Origin of the sequence: Arthrobacter sp. Marseille-P9274, from assembly GCF_946892675.1 — a bacterium.
Taxonomy (GTDB): Bacteria; Actinomycetota; Actinomycetes; order Actinomycetales; family Micrococcaceae; genus Crystallibacter.
Genome location: NZ_CAMPOV010000003.1, coordinates 340,278 through 355,346, shown reverse-complemented (window position 1 = coordinate 355,346; position 15,069 = coordinate 340,278). Strand labels below are relative to the sequence as shown.

Sequence of the window (15,069 nt, the reverse complement as noted above, 5' to 3'; positions counted from 1 at the left end):
GCGGCCCCGGGCTAGTCGGGGCGGTAGATGTCGGCGACGGGGCAGTGGAAGGGGTCGGTGGCGGCGATGCCCACGCCGTTGAGGTAGCGCACGATGAGGGCGTAGGAGGAGATCAGCCCTGTTTCGGTGTAGGGGATGTCGTGTGCCTGGCAGTACCGGCGGACCATCGAAGCGGCTTTGCGCAGGCTGGGCCGGGGCATGTCGGGGAAGAGGTGATGTTCGGTCTGGCGGTTCAGCCCGCCCATGAGCAGGTCCATGATGATGCCGCCGCGGATGTTGCGGGACGCGGTGACCTGGCGGGTGACGAAGTCCGGCCGGGCGGACTTGGGGTAGATGGGCATGCCCTTGTGATTCGGGGAGAACGAGGCCCCCATGTAAAACCCGAACACTGCGACCTGGACACCGATGAAGGCGAGGGCCATACCGGCGGGCAGGAAGAAGAAGACGACGCCTACCAGCAGGGCGAAGCGGGCGGCCAGGAGCGGGATCTCGAACCACCGGTGGTCGACTGCGGCAGGCCGGAGCAGGTATTTGACCGAGTCGACATGCAGGCTGAATCCGAGGAACAGCAGCAGCGGGAAGAGCAGCCAGCCCTGGCACCGGGTCACGGGCATCATGAGGCCGCGCCTGGCGGCGGCGGCGTCGGGATGGAAGGCGACGGCGCCGGTGTGGATGTCGGGGTCCTTGTCCACCTGGTTGGGGAAGCCGTGGTGGCGGGTGTGCTTGCGCACCCACATCGCGTAGCTGATGCCGACCAGGCCGGTGCCGATCAGCCGGGCCGCCCACTCGTTGACGCGTTTGGAGGCGAAGACCTGCCGGTGGGCTGCTTCATGGGCCAGGAAACTGAACTGGGTGAACAGGATGCCCAGCACCGCCGCGATAAGAAGCTGGAACCAGCTGGCGCCCAGCAGCGCGAAGCCGGTCCAGGCTCCGGCCAGGGCAAGCATGAGCAGGGTGAACAGCGTGATGTAGTAGCCGCGCCGGCGGCGCAGCAGACCCGCTTCGCGGACCTGGGCAGCCAACGCAAGGTATCCGGTGGCTATGCCGTTGGGCTCTTTTGAAGCTCGGACAGGCGGGGCGGCGCGGGCCGCCGGACGGGGCGCGGTATGGTGAGCGTCCATGGTCACCTCAGTACTACGAGGGGCCCGGGAGGGGTCCATTGCTTGAACCCCGGAACCTGCCTTAAGGGTACGGGGATGTCCCGGGCGAAGACCAGCAATTACCCCACGTTTGGGGGCGCACTGCAAGACTGCACCTGGCTGACGGGGGGCGTTCGAATCGTCCCGGCGTGCAGGATACAGCCGGACGGCCGGCTAACTTACGGTGCGCTGGTCCGCGACCTCGAGTGCCTCGTCCAGGATGGCAATCCGGGTGCGCGCACTCAGGAGGTGCTCAGCGCCGGAACCACGTGGATGCCAGGTTCTGCCGGGCTACGTCTGTGGGATTCAGCGAGAAGGGCGCGTACGGCAACCGGGCTCCTTTTCAAAAAGTGTCCGGGGCTCGACACCGTGAAGGGCAACGACAGCGCGTCACCGTCGGCAGTGGTCTTGTGAAAGTTTCTGCTCCCGTGCCTGTCGCCCAGGAGCCTGAACAGTTGCGGGGTCCAATTCGGGTCTCGCGCTTGGCGCAGTCCGTCATTCGGAGCCGTATATATTCCTCGCCCCTGATGGTTGGCGATTGACGCAATCAAAGGCCCGATAACGGCACCCCCGGGGCTCGCCGGGGCTGGTATCAGGAGCCGGACGAGGGGTCCTCGATCAGGGGGCGTGCCGGTATCGTGCTGGTGTTTTCACCCGGCTCGGCCTTGTGACACTGTCAGTACCATGCCCGGGTACTTGCCATACCTTCAAACCTGACCCTCCGACCTGTACAAATGAGCTCAACAGAGCTGCATATGCGCCGGAACCGGCGTGGCCTACACAGGGGCTGCTGTCTTAGGGCAAGAGAAGTTCCGTCGTCTTGCAAGGCGACGGAGCTGCAGCGGGACGGGGGTAGGGAGGGAAGGCAGAAATGTTTGAGGTTCCGAGTCTGGTTTACGCGGCCGCGGGTCTGGCGGTGTTCGCAGCGGCCCTGCTTCCCCGGGTGCTGATGCGGGCCCCGGTGTCGATGCCGATGGTGTTTCTCGGTGCGGGTGTTTTTGCTTTCGCGGTGCTGGGCGAGCTGCCTGATCCGGATCCGCTGGCGCATCCGGACGTCGCTCTGCGTCTGAGCGAAGTGTGTGTGATTGTTTCGCTGATGGGCGCTGGGCTGTCGTTGGACCGGGCGTTTGGTCTGCGCTCCTGGGCTACAACCTGGCGGCTGCTGGCGGTGGCCATGCCCTTGTGCGTGGCGGGGCTGGCCGTGCTGGGCTGGTGGGCGCTGGGCCTGGGCGCTGCCGCGGCGGTCCTGGTGGCCGCGGCCCTGGCGCCCACGGACCCCGTGCTGGCCTCCGAGGTCCAGGTCGGTGAGCCGGCCGAAGCGGAGGACGAACTGGAAGGGGAGGACGAGGTCCGGTTCGCGTTGACCTCGGAGGCCGGGCTCAATGACGGACTGGCCTTTCCCTTCGTGTATCTGGCGATCGCGCTGAGCGTTGCGGGCACCGCGCCGGCGGCCTGGCTGCCGCAGTTTTTGGGAGTGGACCTGCTCTGGCGGCTCACCGCGGGCTGCCTGATCGGGTACGGGGTCGGCCGGCTGCTCGGTGCCGCGTTCTTCCGCGCCCCCCGGAAAAGCATCCGGCTGGCCGAACATTCCGAGGGATTCGTGGCCCTGGCGGCGACCTTCCTGGCGTACGGTGCCGCCGAGGCGGTCGAAGGGTACGGGTTCATCGCCGTGTTCGTCTGTGCGGTCACGATCCGCGCCCATGAGCACACGCACGGTTACCACCGGATCCTGCACAGCTACATCGAGCAGCTCGAACGGCTGCTGACCGTGGTCCTGCTCGTCCTGCTTGGCGGTGCCGTCGCCCGCGGACTGCTGGCCGGGACCACCTGGACGGAAGTGGCGGTGGCACTGGCCTTCGTGATGCTCGTCCGCCCGCTGTCTGCCTGGGTTTCCCTCGCCCGGGGCGGCACCGGACCCTGGGAACGCATCGTCATTTCCTTCTTCGGGGTGCGCGGCATCGGATCGCTCTACTATCTGTCCTACGCCCTGTCCGAAGACCGGTTCATGCAGGACGCCCCCGCCCTGTGGCGCATCGTGGGCGTGGTGATCGTCGCCTCGATCCTCGTCCACGGGATTACCGCCGGCCCGGTGATGAACGCGCTGGACCAGGCCCGCAAACGCAAAGCCATCCGGCGCACCGGAAGCACAGGGGAAGCGCCCCGCACCGCCATCTGAACCCGTTCTCCCAACGTCTAGGGCGGTACGTCCACCGACCGGCCCCAGTAGGCCTAAAGCCCCATCCGGTCCATGCCGGCGCCGCAGAGGGTCAACTGGAGTGTTCATCGACCTCGAGTGAAATTCAGCCGAATTCCCGGTAACAGCGGAAAGGCAGTACTCCCGCTAAGACATAGGCGCCGTTATCGGCGGTTTGCTAGAGGCAGCGAGCAGGCTGCCATGACCGCGTCGGTGCCGGTTCCCTCACGCACGGCGGCGATTGAGCTGGCGACGTCTCCGTCCATGATGAAGCGGGTACGGGCGCCGGCCTCGCGGATCTCTTCGACCAGCCGGTGGTGGCGTTCCCGGTCGAGAACACTGATGCTGAGCTGGTGCACTTTCAGGCCCTTGGCCTTGGCGATCAGGTGCAGGTTCTCTTTTACCGGCAGGCGCAGGTCGACGAGGTCGGCGGCTTCGGGGCCGGTGACGAGTTTTTCCATGTAGAACACGCTGGAGGCATCGAACATGCTGCCGCGTTCGGCGACGGCGAGGACGGCCAGGGCGTTGTCGTAGCCGCCCGCGGTCAGCCGGGTCCCGTCGATCGGGTCGACCGCGACGTCGCATGCCGGTCCGGTGCCGTCTCCTACCTGCTCGCCGTTGTAGAGCATTGGGGCTTCGTCTTTTTCTCCTTCGCCGATGACGACGACACCGTTGAAGCGCACGGTGGAGAGCACCTTGCGCATCGCGTCGACGGCGGCGCCGTCGGCCGGTTCTTGTCGCCGAAGCCGGCCCAGCTGCCGCCGGCGATGGCGGCGCCTGGTGACCGGACCAGTTCCAGGGCCAGGTTCCGGTCCGGTTCATGGTCGGCTACGGCCGGGTGGGGAGAGCCGGGCGTATCCGCCGGTCTGCTGGTCAAAGCTCATGATTTCTTGTCCTCATTCTCGGTCCAGGGGAGCGCGGGGGCGGGGTTGGGCGGCTAGTTGGGCTCGGGTTCCTGGTAGACGTCGGGGATGCCGTCCCGGTTGGCGTCGGCCTTCTCGGTTTCTTCGATCCGGCGGTATTGCCGGTTGCGGGCCAGTAGGATCACCGCCGAGAGCAGGGCGGCGAGTAGGGAAGCGGTGAGGATCGCGACCTTGGCGTGGTCGTTCGCGGCGCTGCCGGCGCCGAAGCTCAGTTCGGCCACGAGTAGGGAGACGGTGAAGCCGATGCCGGCCAGCAGCGAGATGCCGGTGATATCGATCCACCGCAGTGTTGGGTCGAGGCGGACCCTGGTGGTCTTGGTCAGCAGCCAGGTGGTGCCGACGATGCCCAGGGGTTTGCCGGCGACCAGGCCGAGCACGATGCCAAGGGTGACCGTATCGGTCAGGGCGGAGACCAGGCCGTCCCGGCCGCCTACCGCGACGCCGGCGGAAAAGAAGGCGAACACGGGAACGGCGATGCCGGCCGAAAGCGGGCGGAAGCGGTGTTCGAAGACTTCCGAGAGGCCGGGCCCGGCATCGGGGCCGCCGCTGGCCCGGCTGCGGATGACCGGTATCGCGAAGCCGAGCAGGACACCGGCCACGGTGGCGTGGATGCCCGAGGCGTGGAACAGTGCCCAGACGACGGCGCCCAGGGGCAGCAGGATGAACCAGGCCGCGGACGGATTCAGGCCGAAGAAGCGGGGGAATTTCTGCGCCAGGAGCGTGTACAGTGCCAGCGGGATGAGGGCCAGCAGCAGCGGTGTGAAGTGGATGTCCTCGGAGTAGAACAGGGCGATGATGGTGATGGCGATCAGGTCATCGACCACGGCCAGGGTGAGCAGGAACAGGCGCAGCGCGGCGGGCAGGTGCGAGCCGACGATGGCCAGGACCGCGACTGCGAACGCGATATCGGTCGCCGTGGGAATGGCCCAGCCGCGCAGCGTCTCGGGGCTGGCAAGGTTGACCGCGGCGTAGATCAGGGCAGGGACCGCGACGCCGCCGACCGCGGCCGCCACGGGCACCACCGCGCGGTCGAACTTACGCAGGTCACCTGCGACGAACTCCTTTTTCAGCTCGAGTCCGACCAGGAAGAAGAAGACGGCGAGCAGTCCGTCCGCTGCCCAGGCCCCCAGGCTGAGGTTCAGGTGCCAGGGCTCGTAGCCGATGGTGAAGTCCCGCAGCGCGAAGTAGCCGGCCGCGGCGGGGGAGTTCGCCCAGATTAGGGCGATGGCGGCGGCCGTCACGAGGAGGATGCCGCCGACGGTTTCCTTGCGCAGCAGCTCCCCGATGCGCAGCACCTCGGGATAGCTCCGGCGCGCCGGAAACGTGGGTTTGGGGGAAGGAGAAGGGGATGATCCGCTCATCATGATCCTCAGCAATCAGTACAGGGAAAGGGAATGACAGAAGCCGGAAACGGCTATAAACGGGAACCTTCCCTGCAGGCATCCGGACGGGTACGCATCAAGGGGAACGGCAGATGCCGCAGGCGTAATCGTGGAGGCTCGCCCGGAGCAAGGGAAGGTTAGCGCCGCGGCCGTGGCGGCGGGCAGCCGGCAATCTCACCGTGGGCGTTCGTCCCCCAGGAACTCATCCACCCGTTCGTCCCGCTGGCACGCTTGGTGATCAGCCGGGAATTAGGGAACGTCACCACAGAAGACAGGCGTGCCCGCGAGAAGCGGATCGACTCGGCATGTTCGGGCACATTCCCATCCTACCGGCCGCCCTATCGGCCCCACGAACCGAGCCACGTACCCCACTTGCACAGAGCAACATGTGCGCCGTTATCGGCGATCTGCGCGGTCGTGCTATCTCTCTCGAAGGCCCAGGAGCGGAATTGGTTCTTGCCCTGCGACTTGTGTTGCTAGTCGCCGTCGTCTGCTCCCGCTAAATCGCCCGCTTCAGCGGCGGAAGGCTGCCAATCCTGCACGACAGGGTTGGTAGAGGTGCTTTGACGATCTTCTGCTCGCAGGTTCGCCGCTTCTAACGCCCGCTTGATAGCGAGGTCTGCCTCGGACCCGGGTTCGATAACTGGTTCTTGTATCGGCATGATTCCTCCTGGAGCCACGGTAGCTTTGAGCGCAGTTGCGGGCCGGATTCCGTTACGGTGCCATCGTAGCCGGGGCGAGTGTACTCCCGGCGTTTATGGCTGCCAGGAAGATAAAAGCGCCGTTATCGGCAACGTGATGCCCGTACCGCTGGGTACTTGAACAGGAATGTGGTGCAGCAGGATAACTGGACCCGGTATCGCCAGCGGGGGCGGAAGACGAAACCGGGCCCAGCGCGTGGCCATGCATCCATTTTGGAGTGCCAGCAACCACCTTCGACCACACCAAGAGGATGGCCGATCAATCTTGTGAAAATGTCAGTCCCCCAGTTCGGGGAAAAGTCAATCCCCTACTTTGGGGTTTCCTTATGCACCCACTAGGCTTTGGCGCGGTCCACTACCTTCTATTGGTTGACCTGACCTAAGCGCCGTTATCGGTTCTTAGGATGCGAGTACGGAGGACGTCGCTCCGCGAGGGCGCAATCGCATTTAGGCGAAGGATAGGGAGCAAGTGCCAGGACGGATGGCGCCGAGGCGAACCGGCAGCTCCGGCCGCAGGGAGTGGCAACTTAGAGGGGGAGTTTGGTATGGGCAGCGATGTACTGCTCCTTAATGGTGCGGGGGATCGGGCCAGTGCCGCTTCGCATAAGGCGCCGTTCCTTCGCCCGCCTGCGAACGTCTGAAAAATCCTGTCGGCCTGACTTGCGTTTAGAGCCTCCTAGTTTAGGGCCGGGATTCTTCGATTTCCTCGCGACCTCGATATAGGGGGTGAGGATGCCGCGCAGTTTCCCTGCATGTGCGCGGTGAGGCCCCCGCGGGGGTACGTGGGCGTGCCGGGGCCGGGATTCCTAGTTCCCGGTGAGCTCCGCGTAAAGCCGCTGGACGCGGGCCTTGATGTCGTCCCGGACGAGGCGCATGCGTTCCATGCCTTCGATGCCGCGTTCGGAGGGTTCATCGGTTTCCCAGACCTCGAAGCGGATTCCTTGACGGGGTTCGAGCCTGGCTTCGGTGCCCAGGACGATGATCGCGTCGACCGTGTCAAGGACCTCGTCAGTGACGGGTTTGGGGTGTTCGCCGGTGATGCGGCGAAGAAGGCGGCCGAGGAAAAGGCGAAGAAGGAAGCAGCAGCGAAGAAGGCCGCCGAGGAAAAGGCCGCACAGCAAGCCGCGGCCAAGGCGGAGGCGGAGGCAGAGCGGAAGGCCGCTGCGGCCGAGGCAGAACGGCTCGCCGCGCAGGAAAAGGCGAATGTCCCGAACCCCGGAGCGTCGTCGACGTTCTACGCCAACTGCACCGCCGTCCGGGCCGCTGGCGCGGCTCCGATCTATGCGGGAGACCCCGGATACAGCAGGAAGCTGGATCGCGACGGGGACGGCGTCGCCTGCGAATGACCAACCGCAGCCTTCGGCGCCGGGGGCATGGAGTTCTCGGCGCCGTCCTGATGCTATCGGTGACGGGCTGCGGCGCCCCAAGCGTCGCAGCCCCGCCGGCCGATCCGATCACTATCGGGTCCGAAGCACCTATCGCCCCACCGATCATCATCTGGTCTGAGGCCCCAACAAAGGAACCCAGCCCCCGCGGGAGCGCGGGGATCGAACGGATCACGTCTCCCGTGGCCACCCCTGAATCGGAGGGGCGGCGGGTCGGGTCCGGGACGGTGCTGGCACAGATCGCCACGATCCCCATCAAGGGACGGGCCCCGAAGACGGGTTATGACCGGGACCTGTTCGGCAGCGGGTGGAAAGATCCTGATCGTAACGGGTGCGATGCCCGCAACGACATCCTCGCCCGCGACCTAACCGCCACCACGGCCAAGCCGGGAACCCAGAGCTGCGTCATTCTCTCGGGCGTCTTAGAGGACCCCTTTACCGGGACGACGATCAACTTCGTCCGCGGGCAGGAGACCAGCACCAAGGTGCAGATCGACCACGTCGTGGCTCTCTCCGACGCGTGGCAGAAGGGCGCCCAACTAATGGGCGCCGATGAACGCGTGGAGTTCGCCAACGACCCGTTGAACCTGCTCGCGGTCGACGGGCCGACCAACGTGTCCAAGGGCGATGGTGACGCGGCGACGTGGCTCCCGCCCAATCTGTCCTTCCGCTGCGACTATGTCGCCCGGCAAATCGCGGTCAAGGCGAAGTACGGGCTCTGGATGAGCCAGGCGGAGCACGACTCCATCGAACGAGTCGTCGCCACGCAGTGCCCCACCCAAGGGATGCCCGCCGGCTGACAGCCTGAGCCTTTATCTCGCGTCGAAGACCATCGATGTCCGGGCATCTATCTTCAAATCGAACCCCGCTGAATAAGGAGAAATCATTGCCGTACCTCATCGCACTCGGGGTTGTTGCCGTCCTGCTGTCGCTCATGGTGGAGTACTGGTACGTCGTTCTGCCAATTGCGTTGCTTCTTGCTGTGTGCCTGATACTGCCTGGTGTGATCCGGCATATCCGCAAGGAGCGATACTTCGCCAGCGAAGAATTCCAACGCAAGAAAGCCGAGATCGCTTCGTTCGTGGCCGAACACAATGCGATCGCCGAGTACACCTCCGAGATTCGTAATCAAGGATCCTTCCAGCTCGGCGTCTCATCGACCGGTGCCCACTCGCACCTGGCGAAGTTCGAGAACACGAGCCACCACAACTATCGGCGCGACCGCCACGAAGCGGACTACAAGGCCTCAAACGTACATAATTGCTCTCTGCAGGTCGTCCGCAGCGCCAAAGCCGATCCCCTCAAGTACCTAATGAAGTACTTCAACATCAAGGCCGACGAAACACACCTCACCGAAGTAGAAGGCCTTGGCGAGGACATTGCTCGACTCGAGAATGCGATCGACAACCTCCGGCAACGCGAGGCGAGCATCACGACTTCAATCGAGCCCCCCGCGTTCATCCTGCAGCACTACAAGAATGAGTTCATGGAGCATGTCGGAGTCGAACTCTCCCCGATCCGCGTGCGTACCCTGTCTATGCCTTCGAGTACGTCAGTGCTGGTGGGAACAGCTCGCAGCGGACAACCATCAAGTTGAACACCAAGACGATCGACGCACTCGTTGAGACGCTTTCGGAGAAGATCCGCTTTAGCAAGAGCGTTGCAGGCCAGCGTGCCCTGATGACAGCTAAGCTCCGTCAGCTCATCAAGGAGCGTGACAACCACACCTGCCGCTACTGTGCGATATCGATTGCTGCCGAACCGCATCTTCTTCTGGAAGTGGATCACATCATGCCGGTCTCAAAGGGCGGACTATCGACGCCCGAGAACCTGCAGACACTGTGCTGGAAGTGCAACCGCGCCAAATCCGATAAAGTCTTGCCCGTTTGATTGGGGCGGCGTGACCGCCTCCGTCAGGCCACGCGGTCATTCTTCCTCTTGGGGCGGCGCGGGCGGTAATGGCAACCCTCACAGGCAACCGACGATGAGACCCGTTCTGGTCCAGCTGAGCAATATCGGTTTTGCTGCAGAACTCCGTCGCATCTAACGACCGATTATTAGGACTGCGTGAATGGCACACCGGCAGTGCCACACACTGCCGGCTAATTTGGGCTGCACTGTCTCAACAATGCATCTCACCCCTCTCATTCCCATCAATAGAGGCTTGTGCCTTTGACGGGACAAGGAGGCGTCGCGCGGAGGAATCCGGCTGCAAAAGATCGGCGTAGCGTTAATGAACCGGTCGTGGATCGGTCTCCTCGTTCAATGGCGAAGTGGGTCTTCAGATCCCGCCGTACGAGGTCGTCTTCGGACTTCCCCACGTAGAGCGGAACCTCGGGAATACGTTCCTCTACTCCGAAATGGGTCCCGACTTCCGAAGTAGCATCTGGCCCGCAGAACCAGAGAGCTGAAAATGCCTTTATGCCGGCTGACTCGCCATCAGGTGGGTCTCGAGAAGGCGGCCAACGCATTCGATGGCTTCACGTACGACATCCGCGTCGGCCACAGTGAGCTGCTGGAGGACCAGCCCGTCCAACGCGGCGAAGACGGCACGGGCCAGCGGCTTGGTGTTTACGTAGCCTTGGCGGACCAGGGCCAGCTCGAGTGCTCCAATGTATCCCTCGTAGAGGGCCACCGCTTCGTTATGCAGATCAGGGCGTCGACGGGCTTCCAGGACGAATTCGTACTGGAATGCCTGCAGCTGGGGTTCGTTGGCCACCAACTCCACCAGAGCGCGCGCGAAACCTCCGTCGATGAGCTCGGTGGCTGACAGGTCGCTCAACCGGATGGCGCGCGCGGTCGCCCAGGCAACGGCCTCGTGCAGCAGTGCGTCCTTGCTGCCGAAGTGATGGCTGATCAGGGTGTTATTCACTCCGGCAACCTCGGCGACGGCGCGCAGGGTCAGCCCGTGCAGCCCACGTTCGGCCACCACGGCCACGGTGGCTGCAAGCAGGGCCTCCCGCCCCTCGCCGTACTTGTTATTCCGCAGAGATGCCACAACCCGAGTCTAGACCGGAAAAACGCCCCTTGACAGTAAAACTAAGCAAATGCATAGTTGTTGTTTGTGACGCGGCGCACGTCGCTCCCGTTGTGGGGCTCCATTCACCCCCGCTTAGTCCCAATCCTGCTGAAAGGCCGCATGATGGCTGGTTCACTCGAGCACACAGACACCGTTCCCGCTTTGCATCGCACGCTGCGTTGGCAGGATGCCTTTGCTCTCGCCATGGCCGTCTCGGGCGGTCTTTTCGTTTCCTTCGGTCCGACGATGGCCGCGATCGGCGCCCTGTCGGCCATGTTCGTCTGGGCGCTGGCAGCGGCCATCGGCTGGGCGCAGAACCACCTGTTCGCGGAGATGGCCTCGATGTTCCCCGATAAGCCGGGAGGGGTTCCGGTCTACGCGCACGAGGCGTGGAAGGGTCGGTTCGCGCCGGCCGGCGCCCTGGCCACGTTCGGTTACTGGTTCGGCTGGTCCGCGGTCATCTCGATCGTCAGCCTTACCGCCGGGGCGATCATCCAGGCACGCTGGCTTCCCGAGGCGACGTGGGCGCTGGATCTGGGCTTTTTGCAGGTGGGCGTGGCGCAGCTGATCGGCATCGGGTTCATCCTCGCCCTCATGGTGCCGAATCTGTTTGGTGCGCAGCCTGCGGCCTGGGTCAACAAGATCTTCGGGGCCCTGCTGCTGATCCCGCTGCTGACCTTCGTGGTGGCCCCGCTGGTCAGCGGGCAGTGGGAGGCATCCAACCTCACCTGGGGCCTCGGGCAGCCGGGCGCCGATCACTGGGGCGGCTGGCAGGACGCCGCCGTCTGGCTCTACCTCGTCGGCTGGACCGCCTACGGCACCGAAATGTGTGCCGCGTTCACCCCCGAGTACCGCAGCAACAAGGACGCCCGCCGGGCCCTGTCCACCTCCGGTGGCTACACCTTCATGATGTTCGCCCTCGTCCCGATCGGCATCGGCGGGCTCATCTCCCAGGCCGACGCCGCCGCCGACCCGACCGCCGTCTTCGTCAACGGCTTCGCCTCGGTGCTGCCGGCGGGCTTCGCCGGAGACGCCGCGCTCGTCATCACCATCGGCGCGCTGCTGATGGGCGTCAACGCCAGCATGGCCGACGGCTCCCGCGCCCTTTACGGCGCCGCCATTGACGGCCTGGTCCCGCGCCAGCTGGAAACCCTCAACCGCCACCAGGTTCCGGCCCGGGCGATCATCGCCGCCGTGATCATGAACATCCTTCTCGTGCTCTTCGTCTCCAACCCGATCGGCATCCTCGTCGCGGCCAATATCGGCTATCTCCTCGCCATCCTGCTCGCCGTCTCCGGCTTCCTGCTCCTGCGCAGAGACCGGCCGAACGCGCCGCGTACGTTCAAGCTCGGTGCCTGGGCCGTCCCCCTCGCCGTGGTGCTCACCGTCTACGGAGCCGCCGTCCTCGTCGTCGGCGCCTTCTCCTCCGAACTCTCCGGCTACGGCGGCCCGGTCGAACTGGGAATCGGCGTCGGCATCCTCCTGCTCTCCCTGATCCTCTTCGTCATTCGCCGTAGATTCCAGGACCGCCTGCCCCTACTCCGCGAACCCCGCACTCCGGAGGCGGACTCGACGGCGGGGCCCTCGACTGCCGGACCCGCCTAGTTCCACCGCACCTTCTGCACCCACCTGTTCAAGAACCTGCCCACGACACTTAACCCAAGGAGCAACACCATGTCCCAGGTCTTCCATGCCCGGCACGACGACACCGCCTTTGAACCGTTCGAGCTCGGCACCGTGCAGTGGCTGCGCCGCCCCGGCGACAACGGCAACGAAAAACTGTCCTCCGGCATCTGGAAAGTGACCCCCGAGGAGGCCCCGGAACCCTTCGACCTGCCCATCGACGAAGACGAGACCATCTACATCGTCTCCGGGCATCTGCGCATCGAGGTCAAGGACGGCGACGCCTTCGACCTGACCGCCGGCTCCATGGCCTCCTTCTCTGCGGGCGCCATGACCCGGTGGACCGTCGTCGAACCCACCATCGAATTCTTCGTCTACAGCTAACCGGGACCAACACTATGAAAAATACTCACGTCATCATCGTCGGCGCAGGCTTCGCCGGCCTGACCGCTGCCCGCGAGCTTTCCCGCCGCGGCCACAAAACCACCCTCCTCGAGGCAAGGGACCGGATCGCCGGCCGCACGCACCTCGACGAGCGAATGGGCCGTAACCTCGAGCTTGGCGGCACATGGGTGCACTGGACACAGCCCTACGTGTGGGCAGAAATGGGACGCTACGCCATCGACCCCGTCCCCGGCCCCGAGTTCACCAAGGCCTACTGGGTCGCGGACGGCCAACGGCACGAAGGCCACGCCGACACGCTGCTGGAACTGCTGGACGCCCCCAACCAGGCCCTGCTGGCCGACGCGCGCCGGTACTTCCCGCTGCCGTGGTCTCCGCTGGCAAACCCCGAGGTCGCGAAGATCGACGGCATCACCCTCTCCAACGCCATCGACCGGCTGGACCTGCCCGAAGACCAGCGCCAGCTCCTGCGCTCCTTCTGGACGCTCAATTTCAACGGCAAGCTGGACCAGGCTGCCTACACCCAGGCCCTGCGCTGGTGCGCCGTCGCCACCGGGTCATGGCAAACCATGTTCGAGGCCTGCGCCAGCTTCAAAATCGACGGCGGCACCCGCCGCCTCGCCGAAGCCATCCTTGCCGATTCCACCGCCGACGTGCGGCTGAACCAGACCGTCGTCTCCATCAGCCAGGACGACGCCGGCGTCACCGTGCTGACTTCCTCCGGCGAGCAGTATGCCGCCCGGGAACTGATCCTCGCCCTGCCGCTGAGCGTGCTTAACGACATCGACATCCAGCCGGCACTCTCGCCCGCCAAGCGTGAGGCGGCAGCCAGGGGGCAGGCCGGGCGCGGCGCGAAACTGTGGATCAAGGTCAAGGGACGGCAGGAACGGTTCGTGGCCCTCGGACCCGAGAACGCCCCGCTGAACTTCGTGCAGGCCGAATACATCGACGAGGACGCCACCACACTCGTTTGCTTCGGCCCCGACGCCTCCGCCATCGACGTCGACGACCCCGAAGCCGCCCAGGCAATCCTTGACACACTCGTGCCCGGCCTGGAAGTCCTCGAGGTCGCAGGCCACAACTGGGTGGACGACGAATACTCGCTCTCTACCTGGCCCATGCACTACACCGGCTACCTCACCCACTCCCTGGCCGAGCTCCAACGCCCCGAAGGTCGCATCCATCTCGCCGGATCAGACTTTGCCAACGGCTGGGGCGGCTTCATCGACGGAGCCATCGAAAGCGGACTCGACGCCGCACGGGCCGTCGGAGACCAGCTCGCCCACTCCGTCGCGGTGACCAGCGCGCCCCAAACCGTTCCGGCACCCACCGCATAAAACGCCAAGAACATAAGAGAAGAACATGAGCACCGAAACCACATTAGAAACTGGCCACGCCACCGCGGCTGACCTGCTTGCCGCGATCCAGCCGGTCGACGGCGGCCGCGACATCCTGGACCCGGCCACGGGTGAACTCGTGGGCCGCGCACCCGAATACACGGTAGCGGATCTCGAATCTGCCGTAACCGCGGCCCGAGGGTGGCCCAGCCGGGATGGGCCGCCCTCGGACATGAGTAGTGCAGCGCTTACATGTATCGTGCCGCGGACGCGGTCGAGGCGAACGCCGAGGCATTGGCAGTGTTGCTCTCCCGCGAGCAGGGCAAGCCGCTTAGGTTCCGTCCTGAACGGCATCGGTCGTGCCGAGAATGCTTCCGACGTGCACGAGTGCAGAGCGGATGGTTTCGGGATCCACGACGGTGAGGAGCTGTAGCACCAGCCCGTTCAGGGCCGCGAATATAACCCTCGCCTCCTCCATATCGCCGGACAAACCCCTCCTCTGCAAGGCGTCGCGAACCGAATCTACGTATGCCTGATAGAGCCGGCTGACGGCTACCCGCAGTTCGGGCTGCCGCCGGGATTCGATAATGATTTCAAGTTGGAACATCTGAAGTTCCGGGTTCCTGGCGGCGGACGAGATAAGAGTTTCGGCGAACTCCTCACTCGAGTCTGCGAACAAGGCGAGCCCCGTTTCCTCAATGGACCGCTCCACGACCCATTCCGTCGTGGCCACAAGCAATGCCTGCATTGACCCGAAGTGGTGGTTGATGAGCGTGTGATTTACCCCGGCTTCCGCGGCTACCGCACGGAATGTGAATCCCCTCATCCCCTTTCGTGCCACGACCGAAACAACGGCCGCGAGAAGAGCTGCGCGTCCCTCCCCGTGTGCGGGGCTCGAGGGCTTGCTGGCTTGGGTCCCGGGGTGGCTCATGGTCCGAGCATAACCGGCTCTACCAAGGACAGA

General features: G+C 64.8%; 13 protein-coding genes and 2 pseudogenes. 9 read left to right on the top strand and 6 right to left on the bottom strand.

Annotation, left to right across the window (positions count from 1 at the left end; genetic code table 11):
* Positions 1–11 precede the first annotated feature (11 nt).
* Positions 12–1,022, bottom strand: coding sequence for a fatty acid desaturase (locus OC550_RS18980; RefSeq protein ID WP_262107500.1), 1,011 nt, complete (start codon positions 1,020–1,022; stop codon positions 12–14).
* 988 nt (positions 1,023–2,010) lie between these two features.
* On the opposite strand from OC550_RS18980, the gene OC550_RS18975 reads away from it, so the two are divergent.
* Positions 2,011–3,315, top strand: coding sequence for a sodium:proton antiporter (locus OC550_RS18975; protein ID WP_262107499.1), 1,305 nt, complete (start codon positions 2,011–2,013; stop codon positions 3,313–3,315).
* 218 nt (positions 3,316–3,533) lie between these two features.
* Here the strand turns inward: OC550_RS18975 and OC550_RS18970 are convergent.
* The 3 genes and pseudogenes from OC550_RS18970 to OC550_RS22410 form a co-directional block, all read right to left on the bottom strand.
* Positions 3,534–4,210 (bottom strand): annotated as a pseudogene (locus OC550_RS18970) (fructose-bisphosphatase class II); the annotation flags it as partial.
* Between the two features lie 60 nt (positions 4,211–4,270).
* Positions 4,271–5,617 carry a Na+/H+ antiporter NhaA gene (nhaA, locus tag OC550_RS18965; RefSeq protein ID WP_262107498.1) on the bottom strand — a complete coding sequence of 449 codons (1,347 nt, stop codon included), beginning with the start codon at positions 5,615–5,617 and terminating at the stop codon, positions 4,271–4,273.
* Between the two features lie 1,249 nt (positions 5,618–6,866).
* Positions 6,867–7,058: a hypothetical protein gene (locus tag OC550_RS22410; protein ID WP_368736949.1), complete on the bottom strand. Its 192-nt coding sequence runs from the start codon at positions 7,056–7,058 to the stop codon at positions 6,867–6,869.
* A 33-nt stretch (positions 7,059–7,091) separates the two neighbouring features.
* Between OC550_RS22410 and OC550_RS18960 the strand changes: the two genes are divergently transcribed.
* From OC550_RS18960 to OC550_RS18945, 4 genes are all read left to right on the top strand, one after another.
* The gene (locus OC550_RS18960; protein ID WP_262107497.1) at positions 7,092–7,685 is read left to right on the top strand and encodes an excalibur calcium-binding domain-containing protein; all 594 of its coding nucleotides are present in this window, start codon (positions 7,092–7,094) and stop codon (positions 7,683–7,685) included.
* Positions 7,686–7,906: 221 nt separating this feature from the next.
* On the top strand, positions 7,907–8,524 hold the full coding sequence (locus OC550_RS18955) for an HNH endonuclease family protein (RefSeq protein ID WP_262107496.1): 618 nt from the start codon (positions 7,907–7,909) through the stop codon (positions 8,522–8,524).
* Positions 8,525–8,610: 86 nt separating this feature from the next.
* On the top strand, positions 8,611–9,321 hold the full coding sequence (locus OC550_RS18950; RefSeq protein ID WP_262107495.1) for a hypothetical protein: 711 nt from the start codon (positions 8,611–8,613) through the stop codon (positions 9,319–9,321).
* Complete coding sequence (locus OC550_RS18945; RefSeq protein WP_262107494.1) at positions 9,318–9,614, top strand: HNH endonuclease; 297 nt, start codon at positions 9,318–9,320, stop codon at positions 9,612–9,614. The genes OC550_RS18950 and OC550_RS18945 overlap by 4 nt, the downstream gene beginning before the upstream one ends.
* A 529-nt stretch (positions 9,615–10,143) precedes the next feature.
* Here the strand turns inward: OC550_RS18945 and OC550_RS18940 are convergent.
* Positions 10,144–10,722, bottom strand: a complete 579-nt coding sequence (locus tag OC550_RS18940; protein WP_262107493.1) for a TetR/AcrR family transcriptional regulator — start codon at positions 10,720–10,722, stop codon at positions 10,144–10,146.
* A 141-nt stretch (positions 10,723–10,863) separates the two neighbouring features.
* Between OC550_RS18940 and OC550_RS18935 the strand changes: the two genes are divergently transcribed.
* The 4 genes and pseudogenes from OC550_RS18935 to OC550_RS18920 all read left to right on the top strand — a co-directional run.
* Complete coding sequence (locus tag OC550_RS18935) at positions 10,864–12,348, top strand: APC family permease (RefSeq protein WP_262107492.1); 1,485 nt, start codon at positions 10,864–10,866, stop codon at positions 12,346–12,348.
* A gap of 69 nt (positions 12,349–12,417) precedes the next feature.
* Entirely contained in the window at positions 12,418–12,750 is a 333-nt protein-coding gene (locus tag OC550_RS18930; protein ID WP_262107491.1) for a cupin domain-containing protein, read from the top strand.
* A gap of 14 nt (positions 12,751–12,764) precedes the next feature.
* Positions 12,765–14,105 (top strand): NAD(P)/FAD-dependent oxidoreductase, encoded by a 1,341-nt coding sequence (locus OC550_RS18925; RefSeq protein WP_262107490.1) that lies wholly within the window; start codon positions 12,765–12,767, stop codon positions 14,103–14,105.
* A gap of 25 nt (positions 14,106–14,130) precedes the next feature.
* Positions 14,131–14,438 (top strand): annotated as a pseudogene (locus OC550_RS18920) (aldehyde dehydrogenase family protein); the annotation flags it as partial.
* Here OC550_RS18920 and OC550_RS18915 read toward each other — a convergent pair.
* Complete coding sequence (locus tag OC550_RS18915) at positions 14,437–15,036, bottom strand: TetR/AcrR family transcriptional regulator (protein WP_262107489.1); 600 nt, start codon at positions 15,034–15,036, stop codon at positions 14,437–14,439. The pseudogene OC550_RS18920 and the gene OC550_RS18915 overlap by 2 nt on opposite strands.
* Positions 15,037–15,069: the final 33 nt, after the last annotated feature.